Source organism: Gluconobacter sp. Dm-73 (assembly GCF_018256215.1).
GTDB lineage: Bacteria > Pseudomonadota > Alphaproteobacteria > Acetobacterales > Acetobacteraceae > Gluconobacter > Gluconobacter cadivus.
On the sequence record NZ_JAERLW010000016.1, the window covers coordinates 18,265 to 33,872 of the forward strand.

At 59.2% G+C, this 15,608-nt stretch carries 11 protein-coding genes; 5 read left to right on the plus strand and 6 right to left on the minus strand.

Annotated features, from left to right (window positions below):
- Nucleotides 1–40 precede the first annotated feature (40 nt).
- Nucleotides 41–1,237, minus strand: coding sequence for a lipase family protein (locus JK176_RS14265; RefSeq protein ID WP_211588317.1), 1,197 nt, complete (start codon nucleotides 1,235–1,237; stop codon nucleotides 41–43).
- A gap of 177 nt (nucleotides 1,238–1,414) precedes the next feature.
- Here JK176_RS14265 and JK176_RS14270 point away from each other — a divergent pair, with 177 nt between their 5' ends.
- The 3 genes from JK176_RS14270 to JK176_RS14280 are packed head-to-tail and all read left to right on the plus strand — an operon-like array spanning nucleotide 1,415 to nucleotide 3,906.
- Entirely contained in the window at nucleotides 1,415–1,666 is a 252-nt protein-coding gene (locus tag JK176_RS14270) for a DUF3297 family protein (protein ID WP_099285842.1), read from the plus strand.
- A complete protein-coding gene (locus JK176_RS14275) occupies nucleotides 1,663–2,631 on the plus strand; it encodes a nucleoside hydrolase (protein WP_194261078.1) in 969 nt (322 codons plus the stop codon). Before JK176_RS14270 ends, JK176_RS14275 begins: the two co-directional genes overlap by 4 nt.
- 39 nt (nucleotides 2,632–2,670) lie before the next feature.
- Nucleotides 2,671–3,906 carry an FAD/NAD(P)-binding oxidoreductase gene (locus JK176_RS14280; RefSeq protein WP_211588318.1) on the plus strand — a complete coding sequence of 412 codons (1,236 nt, stop codon included), beginning with the start codon at nucleotides 2,671–2,673 and terminating at the stop codon, nucleotides 3,904–3,906.
- A 126-nt stretch (nucleotides 3,907–4,032) separates the two neighbouring features.
- Here JK176_RS14280 and JK176_RS14285 read toward each other — a convergent pair whose 3' ends face one another.
- The 4 genes from JK176_RS14285 to JK176_RS14300 all read right to left on the minus strand — a co-directional run bounded on the left by JK176_RS14285 (nucleotide 4,033) and on the right by JK176_RS14300 (nucleotide 11,693).
- Complete coding sequence (locus tag JK176_RS14285; RefSeq protein ID WP_249194528.1) at nucleotides 4,033–7,236, minus strand: TonB-dependent receptor domain-containing protein; 3,204 nt, start codon at nucleotides 7,234–7,236, stop codon at nucleotides 4,033–4,035.
- A gap of 700 nt (nucleotides 7,237–7,936) precedes the next feature.
- Complete coding sequence (locus JK176_RS14290) at nucleotides 7,937–8,452, minus strand: cupin domain-containing protein (protein WP_206033987.1); 516 nt, start codon at nucleotides 8,450–8,452, stop codon at nucleotides 7,937–7,939.
- On the minus strand, nucleotides 8,449–9,000 hold the full coding sequence (locus JK176_RS14295) for a VOC family protein (protein ID WP_211588319.1): 552 nt from the start codon (nucleotides 8,998–9,000) through the stop codon (nucleotides 8,449–8,451). Before JK176_RS14295 ends, JK176_RS14290 begins: the two co-directional genes overlap by 4 nt.
- 104 nt (nucleotides 9,001–9,104) lie before the next feature.
- The gene (locus JK176_RS14300; RefSeq protein ID WP_211588320.1) at nucleotides 9,105–11,693 is read right to left on the minus strand and encodes an MMPL family transporter; all 2,589 of its coding nucleotides are present in this window, start codon (nucleotides 11,691–11,693) and stop codon (nucleotides 9,105–9,107) included.
- A gap of 80 nt (nucleotides 11,694–11,773) precedes the next feature.
- Between JK176_RS14300 and JK176_RS14305 the strand changes: the two genes are divergently transcribed.
- Both JK176_RS14305 and JK176_RS14310 read left to right on the plus strand, forming a co-directional pair.
- The gene (locus JK176_RS14305) at nucleotides 11,774–12,361 is read left to right on the plus strand and encodes a YigZ family protein (protein WP_211588321.1); all 588 of its coding nucleotides are present in this window, start codon (nucleotides 11,774–11,776) and stop codon (nucleotides 12,359–12,361) included.
- 141 nt (nucleotides 12,362–12,502) lie between these two features.
- A complete protein-coding gene (locus JK176_RS14310) occupies nucleotides 12,503–14,131 on the plus strand; it encodes an alginate export family protein (RefSeq protein WP_249194529.1) in 1,629 nt (542 codons plus the stop codon).
- Between the two features lie 9 nt (nucleotides 14,132–14,140).
- Here JK176_RS14310 and radA read toward each other — a convergent pair whose 3' ends face one another.
- Entirely contained in the window at nucleotides 14,141–15,541 is a 1,401-nt protein-coding gene (gene radA, locus JK176_RS14315) for a DNA repair protein RadA (protein ID WP_211588323.1), read from the minus strand.
- Nucleotides 15,542–15,608 lie beyond the last annotated feature (67 nt).

Consider the following 15,608-nt stretch of genomic DNA (forward strand, 5'->3'; position numbering starts at 1 on the left):
GCGACCCCCGAAGGGGCGAAAACATCTCTTCTCCGTCAGGTTACTTCGCGGAATTACAGTCCGAACGGGGTTTGGTGCCCGCAAGAAGCTGCCCGGCGAAGCTGTGGGCTTCCGTAATCATGGCGGCAAGTGTGCCGTTATGGCTGGCGTCATGAATCCGGTGTGTTACGGGCGTTCCAGCGGCACAGAGACGCGCGACAAGGCGTTTCTGCTGGCTTGTGGAGGTGTGCAGATCCTGCGCGCCTGATTCGATCAGAACAGGTGAGGGCAGGGAGAAGCCCGGATATTTCGCCCAGTCAAATGCCGGGGCCAGCACGCGGCCCGCTTCGGGTTCGAGCAGGGTTGCGGGCGTCAGGCCGGAGCGTTTGGCGATCGGGAAGAAATCCGAAGCGCACATGGAGCCCGCATCATGCAAAAGGCGCTGCCCCCGGGGCGTGAAGGCCTCGTTGATGTCGGTGGACGGATCGGCCTCGACCAGCGACTCCCCGAGCGTCAGAAGTTCCGGCACGGCGGGGGAGAAGCTGTGCGGATTGGCGGGATGCAGAAGTTCCTGCGCTGCCTGTTCGTCCAGATAGGGCGGCGCGGCGGCGATCGTGCCCAGAATATGCAGATGCGGCGCATAGGTCGAAGCCATGGCCGCAGCCGCCAAAGCCGCCTGCCCACCCTGTGCATGGCCGTTCAGCACCACATTGTCCGACAGATCTGGAAGGCGTTCGCGGGCCGCGCGTACAGAATCCAGCACGCTCATGCCTTCCGAACGCGCATTCAGCAGAAGCGGTGCGCCCGGCTCGCCCATGCCGGGATAGTCGGTCGCGACGATCGCAAAGCCCTGACGCAGCCATCCGTCATAGAAACGGGCTTGAACGGTGCCGATTCCCATCACGGACGGCGCGCAGGTCAGGTGCAGGCCGCTCTCTCCATGCGCCCAGGCCAGAACAGGCCAGCCCCCCGCCGGAGCCGGACCGCGCGGGACCAGAACCTGTGCCGACACGCGCACGAGCTGATGCGGGTTGCGCGCATCCGTGCTGCGGTAGGTCAGGCGATAGACGGAAGCCGGTTCATGGGACGGCACGGAATCCAGCCGGATCGCCTGCCCGGCCGAGACGGGCGCGCTGACGGACCAGTTGTCGCCGTCGTCATCCGAGGCGCAGCCGGACAGGGCGGCTCCGGCTGTCAGAAGCATGACGAGCGACGTCAGGGTGGTCAGCGGTTTATGGCGAAAAGAGCGGTACGGCATGGGCGGTCTGTCTCCGACAAGAAGCATCCCTCATAGCAGCGCTCCGCGTCCTGTGGGAGCGGCCATATCCGGCGTTGCGTTCGGTGTCGGACTTGGAGAGCCGCCCATCCGGCGCTACAGAGAAGACCATTGACGCGCCGGTCCGACCTGATCGGATCTGATACAACGAGGATAGCCATGACCGACACCATTCCCGATCGTCTCTCCGCCAGCCCCGACAGCCCGTATTACAACGAAGAACTGCTGTCGCGCGGCATCGGCGTCCGCTTCAAGGGCGAAGAGCGCACCACCGTCGAGGAATACTGCATCAGCGAAGGCTGGGTGCGTCTGGCCGTCGGCAAAGCCATGGACCGTCGTGGCCGTCCGATGACGATCAAGGTCACGGGGCCGGTTGAGGTCTGGATCAAGGATTCCGAAGAAGACGCATGATGACACAGGCCAGCTCCACCGGGACCGCACCCCGCCGCATCGTTATCGACACCGATCCGGGTCAGGACGATGCCGTGGCCATCCTGCTGGCGCTGGCCTCGCCGGAACTGGCGGTCGAGGCCATCACGACTGTCGCTGGCAATGTACCCGTCGCCCTGACGACGAAAAATGCCTGCGCCCTGCTCGAACTGACGGGCCGGACCGATATTCCGGTGTTCGCGGGCGCCGCGCGTCCGCTGCATCGCGCCCCCATCAGCGCCGAGCATGTGCACGGCGAAACGGGCATGGCGGGCGCCAATCTGCCGGAGCCGACGCTGCGTCCGCAGGCGATTGATGCCGCAACCTACCTCGTGGACCTGCTGCGTCGTGAGCCGGAAGGTACGATCACGCTGGTCTGCCTCGGCCCGATGACGAATCTGGCGCTGGCCCTGACCCATGCGCCGGATATCGCGTCCCGGATCGCAGGAATTGTGGCCATGGGCGGTGCCCAGCGCGAGGGTGGCAACATCACGCCGACCGCTGAATTTAACTTCTTCGTGGACCCTCATGCCGCCCGCATCGTCATGCGTTCCGGCATCCCCATCACGCTTCTGCCGTTGGATGTGACGCATCGCGCCATCGCCACACCGGCCCGCCTGAAGCCGATTGCGGCGGTTGGCTCGCCCGTGACGGACATGGTCGTGCGGATGCTGGGGGCGGAAGACCGGTTCGAGAAGCAGAAATATGGCTGGGAGGGCGGTGCGCTGCACGATCCGCTCACTATCGGCTTCCTGTTGTGGCCGCAGCTTTTTGCAGGGCTGCGCTGCAATGTGGAGATCGAGGTCGACGCGCCGCTATGCGTGGGTCAGAGTGTTGTGGATCTGTGGAACGTAACCAATCGCGTTCCGAACGCGTTATGGATCAATGACGTTGATGCAGACGCCTTCTATTCCCTGCTTACGGAAAGACTTGCCCTTCTGGACTAACGTCTTTGCCGTCACATCATGACGTTGGAGGACCCGAACATGGCAGACCCGACACATCAGGATCGTTTCTCAGTCGTCATCGTCGGCGGTGGTGCCGCTGGCATCACCATCGCAGCCCAACTCAGACGTGAACGCGTCAATCTCTCGATCGCCATTATCGAGCCGTCCACGACCCATGCCTATCAGCCCGGCTGGACGCTGGTGGGTGCTGGTGTGATGACGCTTCCCGAAACGTTGCGGCAGGAAGGCGGGCTGATCCCGCGCAATGTCGAATGGTTGCGGGACAGCGTTGAGAGCTTCCAGCCCGAATCCAACACCGTGACACTGAAAAGCGGCCGCGTCGTGGAATACCGCCGCTTGATTGTGTGCCCCGGTCTTCAGCTTGACTGGGACAAGATCGAAGGCCTGTCCGAGACGCTGGGCCGCAATGGCGTGACGTCCAACTATTCACGCGAAACAGTCGCCTATACATGGGAATGCATCCGCCATCTCGATGGCGGCAAGGCGCTGTTCACGCAGCCGCCCATGCCCATCAAATGCGCGGGCGCACCGCAGAAAATCGTCTATCTGGCCTGCGATCACTGGCGCCGCGAAGGTTCGCTCCACCGCACCGATGTCGATTTCTCAATGGCGGGCAATGCGCTGTTCGGCGTGTCCTATTATGTCCCGTCGCTTCAGCGCCAGATCGACTATTACGGTGTGAACTTGCACAAGCAGGAAAACCTGATCAAGGTGGATGGCGAGAAGCGCGAGGCCACGTTTCAGATTGTCGGGACGGACGAGACCGTCGTGCGTCCATTCGACATGCTGCATGTCGTGCCGCCCCAGAGTGCGCCGGATTTCATCCAGGCAAGCCCGCTGGCCAATGAAGCCGGGTGGCTGGACGTCGATCCGGCCAGTCTGCGTCACAAGACCTATGACAATATTTTCGGTGCCGGAGACGTCCTGGGCACCAGCAACGCCAAGACCGCCGCGGCTGCTCGCGAACAGGCTCCCGTCGTTGTGGAAAACCTGCTGGCTTCGCTCGACGGTCGCCCGCAGACGGGTAGCTATGATGGCTATGGCGCCTGCCCGCTGACGGTGTCTTATGGGAAGGTTGTGCTGGCCGAGTTCCTGTATGGCGGCAAGGTTGCGCCGAGTTTCCCGTATGACCAGCGCAAACCCAGCCGTTTCGCATGGTTCCTCAAGACGGAAGTCTTTCCGAAACTCTACTGGTACGGAATGCTCAGGGGCTACAACATCAGGATCAAGCATACGCCCAAAGAAACGGGTTGAATCTTGTAGAATCACTGAAAACCAAAACGGGGTGGATGAAAATCCGTCCCGTTTTTTATGTCGGATTAGAGACAAAAAAAGAGGGGCCGAAGCCCCTCTTTTCCAAAGTTCCCTCTGATCGCAGGATCAGAAATGAACGCCGAGGTTCATCTGGAACGAACGGCCAATGATCGCATCATAGTAGCGATTCAGGCTGACCGTACCGGGATATTTCGGCAGCGCATTGGTGATGTTGTTCACCATGAAGTTGGCGCTGAAGTTCTTGGTGATGTCATAGCCCAGCGTCAGGTTGAAGTAAGTCCAGGAAGGACGGTTGTTAGCAGCATAATAGTTAGACGGAACCTGAACGGCATATTTTGTTGGACCATACCAGATCGTCTGCCACTGAACCGAGAGCGGGCCGCGAATGTAGTTGGCATTCAGCGTGAAGCTGTCGTTTGGTGCACTCGTTGTACCAGACAGAAGATAGCTGCTGCCCAGATACGACTGTTGGCTCTTCAGGTAGTGGACATATGTGCCTGTGAGGCCAACAGAACCAGCAGAAGCAGGCAGGCCAACACGCGTGAGGGATGTGTTGTATTCGAGATGGGCCTGAAGGGCCTGCGTCTCATAGTTGGCAATATTGTAGTAGCCGACTTGGTAGTTTTCAAGCTGATGTGTTGATGAATTACGCTGGAACAGATTGCAATAAGCGTTGCTCGGACCATAGGACGTCGAGTCATAGCACGCGTCCATGACATCTTCCGCGCCAAGATACGTGATCGCATTATTGATTTTTACATCCACGAAAGAGCCGGTGAAGTCAAAGCCGCGGATAAAGTGCGGGCGAAGTTCCAGGCTGCCTGTATAGCTGGTTGAGACTTCGTTCTTCAGCTTGTTGTTGCCGCCAGCCGTGCCTGTGATGGAGAAGTTATTAAAGTCGGATTCAAAAGGCTGGCTGATTCCGGCCTTTGCGCAGTTTGCTGCACGGATGGCAGGATTTGGGCCAGCGCCGATCCCCGCTGTCGAGCAGGGGTCGGTACCATACTCATAGTCTGTGCTCCGGGGCGCGAATAGTTCGGTCACAGATGGGTTACGCACGGAGCGTGCATAGTTGCCGCTCAGGCCGAAGTCCTGTGTCGGCCACCATGCTCCACCGAACATGTACGTCCAGTAGCCGCCGGTCATGCTGTTGTTGATGTAACGGCCGTTCGCTGTGGCGGACAGGCTGTAGGCGCCGGGGACATGCATGCTGGGAGAGATCAGAGGAACGTCAAGTTCACCGAAAACTTCATGCGTGTGATATGCGCCACCGGTGGGAGGAAGTGAGGTTGCGTTGCCGTATTGCAGATACGAACCGTCGCTCTGTAGCCACCCGCGGGAGAACGCATCGGGAGTGAAGCGATAACCCTCACGACGATGTTCATAACCGATATCCCATTTCACGTCGCCTGCGGGGAGCCGCATGACTGTGCTGGAAATTTCGCCCTGAATATCACGCTGTGCGTTGGCATTTTTCTGATGGGCATCTGCCGTTATGTAATTCACGGCTGCTGGCGAAGACTGACCCGTACCGAAAGGATTGAACGGTGCGCAGGTAGCACTGCGAGTCTTTACAGGTGCGTTGGTGTAGCCGGGGGAGCAGATGATGTTACCGTTCGCATCCGTTGTGGAATTAACCGCATTGATGAGGTTCTGTGCTACGATGGACGGTGCCCATGTATCGTTCAGGTAGCGGCTGTATTCGCCCTGGACTTTCCAGTTGAAGTGACGACCGACGGCGTCGAAGTCACCATTCAGGCCGCCCTGGAAGCGGAACATCTGCATCGTTGTTTGGAACATCCCGCCGTCCAGGTCCTGATTCAGACGCGACATATAGAATGTGTCGGTCGGCAGACCTTTGGCGGCAAGTGCGTTCTTGATCGTTGTCTGTTCAGCAGATGTCAGAAACGGATTGTTCGTGCTGAGCTGGTAAGCGCCTGTTACGGCACCATCGTTGTGATAATTCTCCAGAGTCAGTGGCTCATTGAATGATGGCGTGCTCCAGGTGCCCTGTGCGACCTCACTGGACGCTGTTCCGCGAGCGTACCAGCCTTGCCACGTTGCATGAATATGATCGGTGATATCGTAATGACCGAGCAGTGTCAGGTTGAGCTTGTTGGTCGGGGTGAAGAGCTGGCCGTAGTCCTGAAGGGCAGTTCCGTTACCCCCTACCACAGTTGTTGAGCTTTTTGTTGCGTAGTTCCACGTGACAGGAACGAGAGACTGCCCGTTCCGGCTGAACATCAGTGGCTGACCTGCGGCATTCGAAATGCCATCCACAACTTTGCCATACGAGATGGGAACACTTTCGCCCGTCAGCTGTGGAATACCGGTTACGGTAGCAGTGATGTTGCGGGAAGCCTTGTCGAAATTATAGATATAGGGAGAGTTTGTGCTGCCGTACGGTGCGCGGACATAGCCGATCCGGTCACGACCGGTCAGGTTGATACGGTCATTGTCCAGCATACCGCCCTGATTGCGGTATTCAACGTCAAAGACCATGCCTCCCTTGCCGTGATCGAAGTCATGGCCGACTTTGAAGGTAATTTTTTCGCCGGGGGCGTCGAGCTTCTGGCTCCAGTTGCCCTGAGCATTGAAGTCCACACCCGTGAAGTGATCATCAAGCTGGTAGTTAACCACACCGGCAACGGCGTCCGCGCCATAAGCAGCGCCAGCGCCACCAAGCTTGGTGTCCACACCCTTTAGAAGAGAGGTCGGAACGGCGCTGACGTCGACCTGGGAGCCCGAGCCCGCGCCGTACAGAGAGGCCGTCGAGCCACCTACCATGCGCATACCATCGATTAGCGTCAGGGTCCGGTCACTGCCCAAGTTGAGCAGGGAGGTGAAGGACTGACCGGCGCCGAAGCTGCCTTGGGCACCGATTGGCGTATTGTCGCCGACGCCGAAAGCCGGGTTTTCACGCATCAGCGCGATGCCGATATCGGTGTATCCGCGCTTCTTGATCTGGTCTGCAGACAGTGACGTACCAGCCATGACGTTTGTCAGACGCGTCTGCGACAGACGCGTGCCAGTGACCGTAACCGTTTCAGAAACCTTCAGATTTTCAGCTTCAGCAGACGCTTCGGCGTCTCGCATGACCTTACTGTTGGTGCTGGTTGCTGCTGTTGCCGTGACTGGAGCGACGACCGGAGCTGCCGCCGTTGGGGCGGTCGTTGCGGTGGCGGTTTTTGTATGTGCCTTTTTCTTGGTAGCACTCTTATGAACGGCAGCATGTTTTGTAGGGGCTGTCGTTGTGGTCTGTGCATGAGCGCTGATGCTGGGCAGAACGCTGTAGGAAATGCCGGCCATCAGGAACATCCGGACGACTGTCCGGGGCGCAGGTGTGCGTCTTTTGAGTGAATGTTGCACAGAGGTGGTCATCGCGGCCGTTGTCCCTTCTCGATAAGGTCGCATGAAATTTTTGTATCTCTGGCGACATGTTCATCGAAAATCGAAACGGTGTGCAATGCTTCTGCTACGAAAATGCAACATGCTTGACACATGTCATGAAAGGCGTTGCGCTTATGTCACATTTTCGTATTTCGGAGTTTTATTTCAAATAAATTCAGAAAGAATAAAGTAAATATAAATATAAAAAATAAATATAAAAACCAATATGATTTAAATAAATATAAAAACTAAATGATATTTATATATATCGAGGAAAATATTCTAAATAACCGATAAATTAAAATTATTTCATCCATCTATATTTTTTCTTTTAATGCTAAAAAATAATCCTCATGTATATATGGAATTCTTTTTTGATATCTAGGTACTATCGGGCATTCTTCATAAAATCCGAAAAGTAACTTAGTAGCGATTTATAATCGTTCATATGGAAGATTTTTCTTCCCCTGAACCTACCAGAAAACAAAGGAAAAACGATTCGAGGGCCGTTTTTGCTCATTAATAACGAATCATAAAGGTTGTTACGGTTTTACGTTGGCTGCTGTCTTTAGAGATGGTCGTACTTTTTGACGACAGAATGTACGACCATTTCTAAACCCTAATGAAAACGGCAGGGTTGATCTGTGGTCGGCTGTTCGTCCGTCTGGATGACCATCAGGGTGACGGGGCCGTCGCCGATATTGCCCGCGAAATGACCGATATGGCCTTTTGCGTCCTTGCGACTCATCTGGTCTTCGCCGAGGGAGACGTCCCCGGGTCCCATGACGACCTTTTTTCCATCCATGGCCGTCACGTACCAGGAGCCCTTCAGCGGGATGATCCACTGGACTTTAGGGTCGGGGTGCCAGCTTCCGTCCCAGTGCGCGGGTTGCACGGTGGAAATGATCCGGGCATTGCCTTCATGCACATGGTCCTGCCATTGCGGCCCTGCGGGTTTGGACATGGTTTTCAGATCGTAATTATGGAACGGGCAGCGGGTCATGTGACTGATGCCGTCATGGTCCGTCCAGTTATGCCAATACCAGGCCGTTGGCGGAGTGGGATCAGCAGCGTGTGCGGCACCGAAGGCCGTTACGACGAGGAGTGCCGCAGCTAGGGGAAGAAAGCGTGTCATGCGTCTGATCCTTTCAGCGCGGGTGGCTGATATCGGTCCATGGGGGCGATGTCGTTGAAGCGTTCCTGATGTGGCGTGCAGACCAGTTCCACGATCATGCCCCAGGGCGTACGCCCGTAGCAGAACATGTTGCCCGGTGCGGCTTCGAGAGAGGGCTGGCCCTGTGGTTCGGTCAGAAGTGTGCCGCCCGCTTCGCGGAAACGGTGGTAGGCGGCGTGGATGTCATCGACATAGACGGCGAAATGCTGAAGGCCCCAGTCGCACGGGCGCGCGGCCTCGCGCTGGTCAGGACCTTTCATTTCGAACAGTTCGATGCCCGGCCCATGACCGAGTGCCATCATACACATTTCGATGACGACAGTGCCCCCCGGAAGGCCGAGAATTTTTTCTGTCTCCGGGCCTTTCTGCGGCGCGGTGCGGGTAACGTTTCGGTAGAGGGCAACTGCCCCGAACGCTTCCTCAAGAAAGCGGATGGCGGCGTTGATGTCCGGGACGGTGACGCCGACATGGTCGATGCCACGCGGCAGGCCTGAATGTTCTGTGGTCAAGGGGCGATCCTCCGTTGCAGAAGATCTCAACCCCTGAGGAAACGCACGGTTGCCAGAATGCCCGTCACATTGCGGCAAACCGTGTCAGCAGAGGAGGCCTGTGATCAGGCCTCGTCGGTGGGGCGTTTGGGTAGCAGGGCCGGGACGAATACCATCGTGCAGAGCAGGGTGCAGCCGAGCGACATCAGAAGCAGTCGTCCCATGCTCGCCGTGCCCGGATGGCCCGAGCGGGCGAGGGAGCCGAAAGCCGTTGCGGTGGTCAGGGCGGAGAACAGCACCGCACGCGCCGTGGGAGACGTCAGCGGGCCTTTGACGCCCTCGCGCCAGTTCATGACGAAATAGATGTTGAACGACACGCCCACACCCAGAAGCAGCGGCAGGGCGATGATGTTGGCGTAGTTCAGCGTCTCCGGCACCGTGACGATCAGGATGACGGTCAGGAGGGTCGACATCAGCAGCGGTGCCATGACAAGGGCGGCATCCAGTAGGCGGCGCAGCACGACCAGCAGGATGATGGCGATCATGATGAGGGCGCAGATGGCCGCCACCTTGAAGGCATGCACGATTGTATTGGCGCTTTCCGTGATTTCCATCGCGGGGCCGGCGACATCCGGATTGACCGAACGCAGTTCGCTGACGAAGCGGTGCAGCACCGGTGTTTCGGACATCTGTCCCTTGGGATGGATTGTCAGTCGTGCGCGGCCATCAGGCAGGACATAGTCGCGGCGCACATCCTGCGGAATGTTTTCCATCGTGACGGGCGTGGGCTGAAGGGCCATCCGCAGCATCGAAAGCTCGTCCGGCAGGAAGCGCGTCAGGGCGGTGCTGGCCTGAAGCAGCGTGCTGTCCGGGGCCGTGGAGAGCGTGTGCAAAGCCTGACGGATCTTTTCCAGCGGTGCGGGAAGCTGCTCCTTTACGGCGTCCAGCTTCTGCACGGCAGCGATGGCGGCAGCGCGGATGGCGGCAGCGTCCGGCGCGGGTTCAGGATTGGCCACCGTGATGGTCGGCAGGAGGATAGAGGCGGTGTCCTCGATCATGGCCAGCTTGGTTTTCTGGTCATCGGGAACCAGCGCGCCAAGCCACAGCACGTCATGCACGCTGGGAAGCTTCGAGAACTCTGCGGCCTCTTTCGCCGCGTCCGTCAGGTTCGGGGTCAGGACCTGCGCGCTGTAGGGCGTCGTGAGCGGATTGGCTTCCAGCAAATGGAGCGCCCGCATTCCCTCGGTGTTGGGGTCCTTGGTGTGCAGCGGGTCGGCGTCGAACTTCAGGAGCGGCATGAGGGCCAGCCCCACGATGCCCAGTAGTGCGAAGATGCCGACAACCTTGTGACGTTTGTGGCGCAGGAACGCGTCCGCAGGCGCCATGAACGCAAAGCCCGGCTCTCCGCTACCCAGCTTCGCGCGAAAGACGGACAGCAGGGCGGGCAGAAGCGTCATGGTGCAGAAAAAGGCGATCAGCATGCCGAAACCTGCGATCAGCCCGAGCTGCGCCACACCTATAAAGCTCGTCGGATAGAAAGCGAGGAAGCCCGCTGCCGTGGCGAGGGCTGCGACAAGGATCTGCGCGCCGCTTTCCTGCCCCGTCAGGACGATGGCGTCATGCAGGGACGGGTACGAGCCGTCCGCGTTGCGCTGTCCGCGTAAGCGCACGCTGTACTGGATCGCGAAATCGACCGCGATGCCGACGAACAGGATGGCGAAGGCCACCGAGATCAGATTCAGCTCACCCACAGCCAGTGCGGCAAAGCCAGTCGTCAGCAGCAGGCCAGCGATGAGGGTCAGCAGGATCGGAAGAATGACGCGCGGGGAATGGACCGCGAGGATCAGCCAGACTGCGACCAGAACCAATGAAATGATGAGCCCCAGCACCATGCCGTGCGCGACGGTGGAGAACTCCTCGTCCGACAGCTTCACTTCACCGGTGATGATGCCGGTGGCCTGCTTCGTTTTCACGAATTCCAGATTATTGATCGCCTGACGCATGGCGGTCGTGGCGCCTTCGCCGGGCTGGAAGGAGCTGTAATCGAGCTTGGGTTGCGTGACGACAAATTCGTATCGCGAGCCCAGTTCCGCCAGCTTGCCGATGAGCAGGTTCTGCCAGGACATGTCCTGCGGATGGCCGTCCGCGGCTTGTGTCAGAGAAGTTGCGAAGCCGTCCAGCGCGCCGTTGAAGCCGCTGGGGATGCCCTGACCGGCCTTGATACCCTCACCGATCAGGCCAAGTGCGCCGAACAGCCCTCGCGCAGACGGATCGGCGGCCAGTGTGCCCAGAAAGGGCTGCGCGGAGACGATCGAATCCAGCAGCGGTTCCAGATCCTTCGTATCGAGGAACAGGAAGCCGTGACTGTTATAGAAAGGGTTGTCGCCGGGGAGACTGACCGTCTTGAAATGCGTGTGGTCCTGCGAAAGCGTGGCCGCAAGCTCCCGTGCCGCGATGCGTCCCTGTTCGGGGATGCGGCTGTCGAGGATGGCGACGAGCTGGTTGCTGTCCTGCGGGAACAGGCGCGTCAGCTCCATGCTCCGCTTTTTCCACGGCAGGCTGTTGGCAAACATCTTGCTCGTGTCCGTCGTCACGCTGATGCGTGTGACACTCAGGGCAACGCAGGCGGCACAGAGCAGTGCAAACAGCGCCAGAACGAGGGGCGCACGACGCGCGCAGACGGCATTCAGCCGACCGGTCAGATCCGAAAACATGGGGGCTACCCTTAACAGAACGGGCAGCGTTTCCCTACCCCATCCTGACATTTCGGCGATCCTGATGCAGAAGGAAAGCCATGACATGGACTCTGCCCGGCCTCGCGACCTACGAAAGTGTGATTAAGAACAGCGTTTTCCGGGCTTCCGCAGCTCCTGTGGAAGACGAAGCCGCCGCCATGGCCTTCTTTCGTGACGTCGCCGTGCTGGAGGCGACCCATAACTGCTGGGCGTTCAAAACCGGTCAGCGCTTCCGATGCAGCGATGACGGCGAACCCGGTGGGACGGCGGGGCGGCCCATTCTGTCCGCCATCGAAGGGCAGGATTTCGACAATGTCATGATCGTCGTCATGCGCTGGTATGGTGGCGTGCAGCTCGGGGCCGGGGGGCTGGTGCGGGCTTATGGCGGCGCGGCGTCGGCCTGTCTGCGCGAGGCAGAACGGATTGAGCGGATTGAAACCGTGCCGTTGCGCTTTCACTGCCCGTTTTCCAGCTATGCGATGGTGGAGTCCAAGATCGAAAGCTGGCGGGCAAGCCGGACCGAATGCGAGTTCGACGCCGAAGGCGCGTGGATGACGCTGGCCGTGCCAGTCGAAGAGGCGGATGCCATCACGGACTGGCTGCGGGATCTGACGCGGGGGCAGATGGACATTGCCCGACTGAATTAAATACTAAAAAAAATAGTTATTTTTATTTAAAACTATCAGGATTGATGTTTTTTTGTTGCTGCATAATGTTCTGACAACCCCGTCTGGAGTTTTCAGGGCATGTTACGTCATCATTCATATCGGAATCGGTCCATTCTGGCTATGATGGCGCTTGGAATCTGCACCTCCCGACTGGCAGCGGCAGCCGATTCGTCCACCGCCCCGACCGCACACTCGGAAGAATGGATCCACGTTCTCTCCACAGAACGTCCCCCCATCCAGAACTATCCCCATGCCGGCGTCGTAGGCCAGCCGCGCCGTGTTGTGGCCAGTCAGAACCATGCGCCGCAGGGGCGGCAGGGTCCGTGGGGTGCGTTCAGTTACGGCAACGGCGAATCAGCGGGCTTCGGGCCGGTCGGACGTTACGGTGTAGCCCCTTGGGCGGAAGACTGGAGCTTTCTGCGCGACAAGAGTCGGCGCGACGATCCGTTCGATCCGCTGAAGTTCATCGCACTGAACGATGCGAGGACGATCTGGCTGTCCTTTTCCGGCGAGACGCGTCTGCGCAACTGGTACGAGGAGGCACCTTTTCTGGGCAAAAAGGGCAACAGCAATTCGGGGCGTTTCGGTGTGCGGAACCTGTATGGCGCGGACCTGCATTTAGGCGAACACGTCCGGCTGTTCGGGCAGCTCATCAATGCGGATGCGGGGGGCTGGAAAGGCTTCGGCTACAATACGACGTACCGCAAACGGCTGGATCTCCAGCAGGCTTTCATCGAGTTCAAGGGCAAGCTCGCGGGCGCGCAGACAGGCTTCATGTTTGGCCGTCAGCAGTTTCTCGATGCGCCGTCTTACGTCCTGTATAACCGCGAAACGCCCAACGTGCCGTTGTCGTGGAATGGCGGCCGCATTTATGCGATCTGGCCCAATATCCGCGTGGATGCGTTCGATTTCGTCCAGACCAAAACCGACGCGACCCTGATGTTTCACGATACGGAAGATTACAACACGCGCCTTTATGGCGGAGACATCACGGCTCTCGTGCCGCAGTTTTCCATCGGTAGCGAGACGGTTCATTCCTTTCTGGATATTTTCTATTACGGTTACCGCTATGGCGGCAGCCTGTCCGTCGTCCCGCTTGCATCCGGTGCCCTGAAAGGCACGTCCTCACGCGGGAATGTCGGTTTCCGTTGGTACGGTACCGCCGCATCTTTCGAATATTCGTTCGGCGGCCTCTATCAGGACGGGACGTTCCAGAAATCCGGCAGCGCGAAGAAGAGCGATGTGCAGGCCTATTCGGTCAATACGATCGTGGGATACCGGCATACGCCCTCGCCCCTGCATCCGTTCATCGGCGTTCAGGCAGATCTGTATTCCGGCGGGGCCAACGGAACGGACGGCCCGGTCCGCACCTATATGGCGCCTTTCAACCCGCAGACGAACTATCTGGACACCACGACCTACATCCAGCCCTCCAACCTCGTCAGCCTCTCGCCAGTCCTGAGCGTCACGCCGTGGAAAGGCTTTGCGAGCATCCAGTTCAAGGTGCCGTTCATGTGGCGGGAGAACGCGGATGGCGCGATCTGGAACTCGTCCGGCCCGTACACATTCTCGAAAACCTATCACGGCGGCTATATCGGCGTGGTGCCGCAGGCGTCCCTCAAGCTCCAGCTCAACCGGCATCTGACCTGGCAGATCTATGGCGCACGGTTCATGGCCTCGAACGGTCTGCATGCGGCGGGCGGCAAAAGCGGAAGCTACGCCCAGTCCAATGTCGTCTTCCGCTTCTGAGAGCTTCTGTTATTCGTCCTTGTCGGAAAACAGCCCGACCAGATCCGTCAGATGCCCGATTTCGCGGAGCTTCAGGCCTGCGGGCGGCTTGACCCGCGCGGACGCCGCCGAGACGCGCCGGGGCAGAATGGCCTCGCCAAAGCCCAGCTTGGCGACTTCCTTCAGACGCAGATCGGCCTGACTGACCTGTCTGATTTCGCCGGAAAGGCCGACTTCGCCGAAATAGGCGGCACTAGGGGAGGTCGGATGGCCCGTGGCGGCGGACACAAGGGCCGCGGCCACAGCCATATCAGCAGCCGGTTCGTTCACGCGCAGGCCGCCTGCGATGTTCAGATAGACGTCCATGTTTGCAAGCTTGAGGCCACAGCGCGAATCCAGGACAGCCAGCAGCATATTCAGCCGCGACGTGTCCCAGCCCACAACAGCCCGGCGCGGCGCCCCATCTCCGGCCTTGGGAGACAGCAGTGCCTGAATTTCCAGCAGGACCGGGCGCGTGCCTTCCAACCCGGCAAAAACGGCCGATCCCGCGATATTGCCGCGCCGCTCCGCCAGAAACAGCGCGGAAGGATTGGGCACTTCGGTCAGGCCAATATCGGTCATGGCGAAAACGCCGATTTCGTCGGTCGCGCCGAAGCGGTTTTTGGCCGCACGGAGAATGCGGAACTGATGCCCGCGATCACCCTCGAAATACATGACCGCATCGACCATGTGTTCCAGAACGCGCGGCCCGGCGAGGGAGCCTTCCTTCGTGACATGCCCGATCAGGATCAGCGCAAAACCGAGCGTCTTGGCCAGCCGGATCAGCTCAAACGCACTCGCCCGCACCTGCGAGACGGAGCCCGGTGAGCTTTCCACGCTCTCCAGCCACATCGTCTGGATGGAATCGATAACGACGACCGTATGCGCCCGGTCCTGCTCCAGAGAGCCCACGATCTCGCCAACATTGATCGAAGCGGCAAGATCCAGCGAGTCCAGCATTTTGGGATCGCGGTCCAGACCCAGCCGCTGGGCGCGGATGCGGATCTGGTCCACCGATTCTTCGCCCGAAACATACAGGACGCGATGCCCTGACCGCGCCAGCGCACAGGTCGTCTGGAGCATCAGCGTGGATTTGCCGATGCCCGGATCACCGCCGACCAGCACGACGGACGCCGGGACAAGACCTCCGCCTAGAACGCGGTCCAGTTCGGCAATGCTTGTCGTGATGCGCGGGGGCGGCCGTGTTTCGCCATCCAGCCGGACGGTTTGCAGACGCCCTGAACTCAGCTTTCCGGTCTTGCGGGCCGTCGGCTCGACCGTCTCCTCAACTAGCGTGTTCCATTCGCCGCAGGCCTCGCACTTCCCGTTCCATTTCGGAGAGGTGGCGCCGCAGTTCTGGCAGACGTAACGGGTGGTCGGCTTCTTGGCCAAGGCTGGTCTCTTCGATTTGAGGGGAACAAACCCAGTATATAAGGAGTGCCTAGCTCTTGATCCAGCC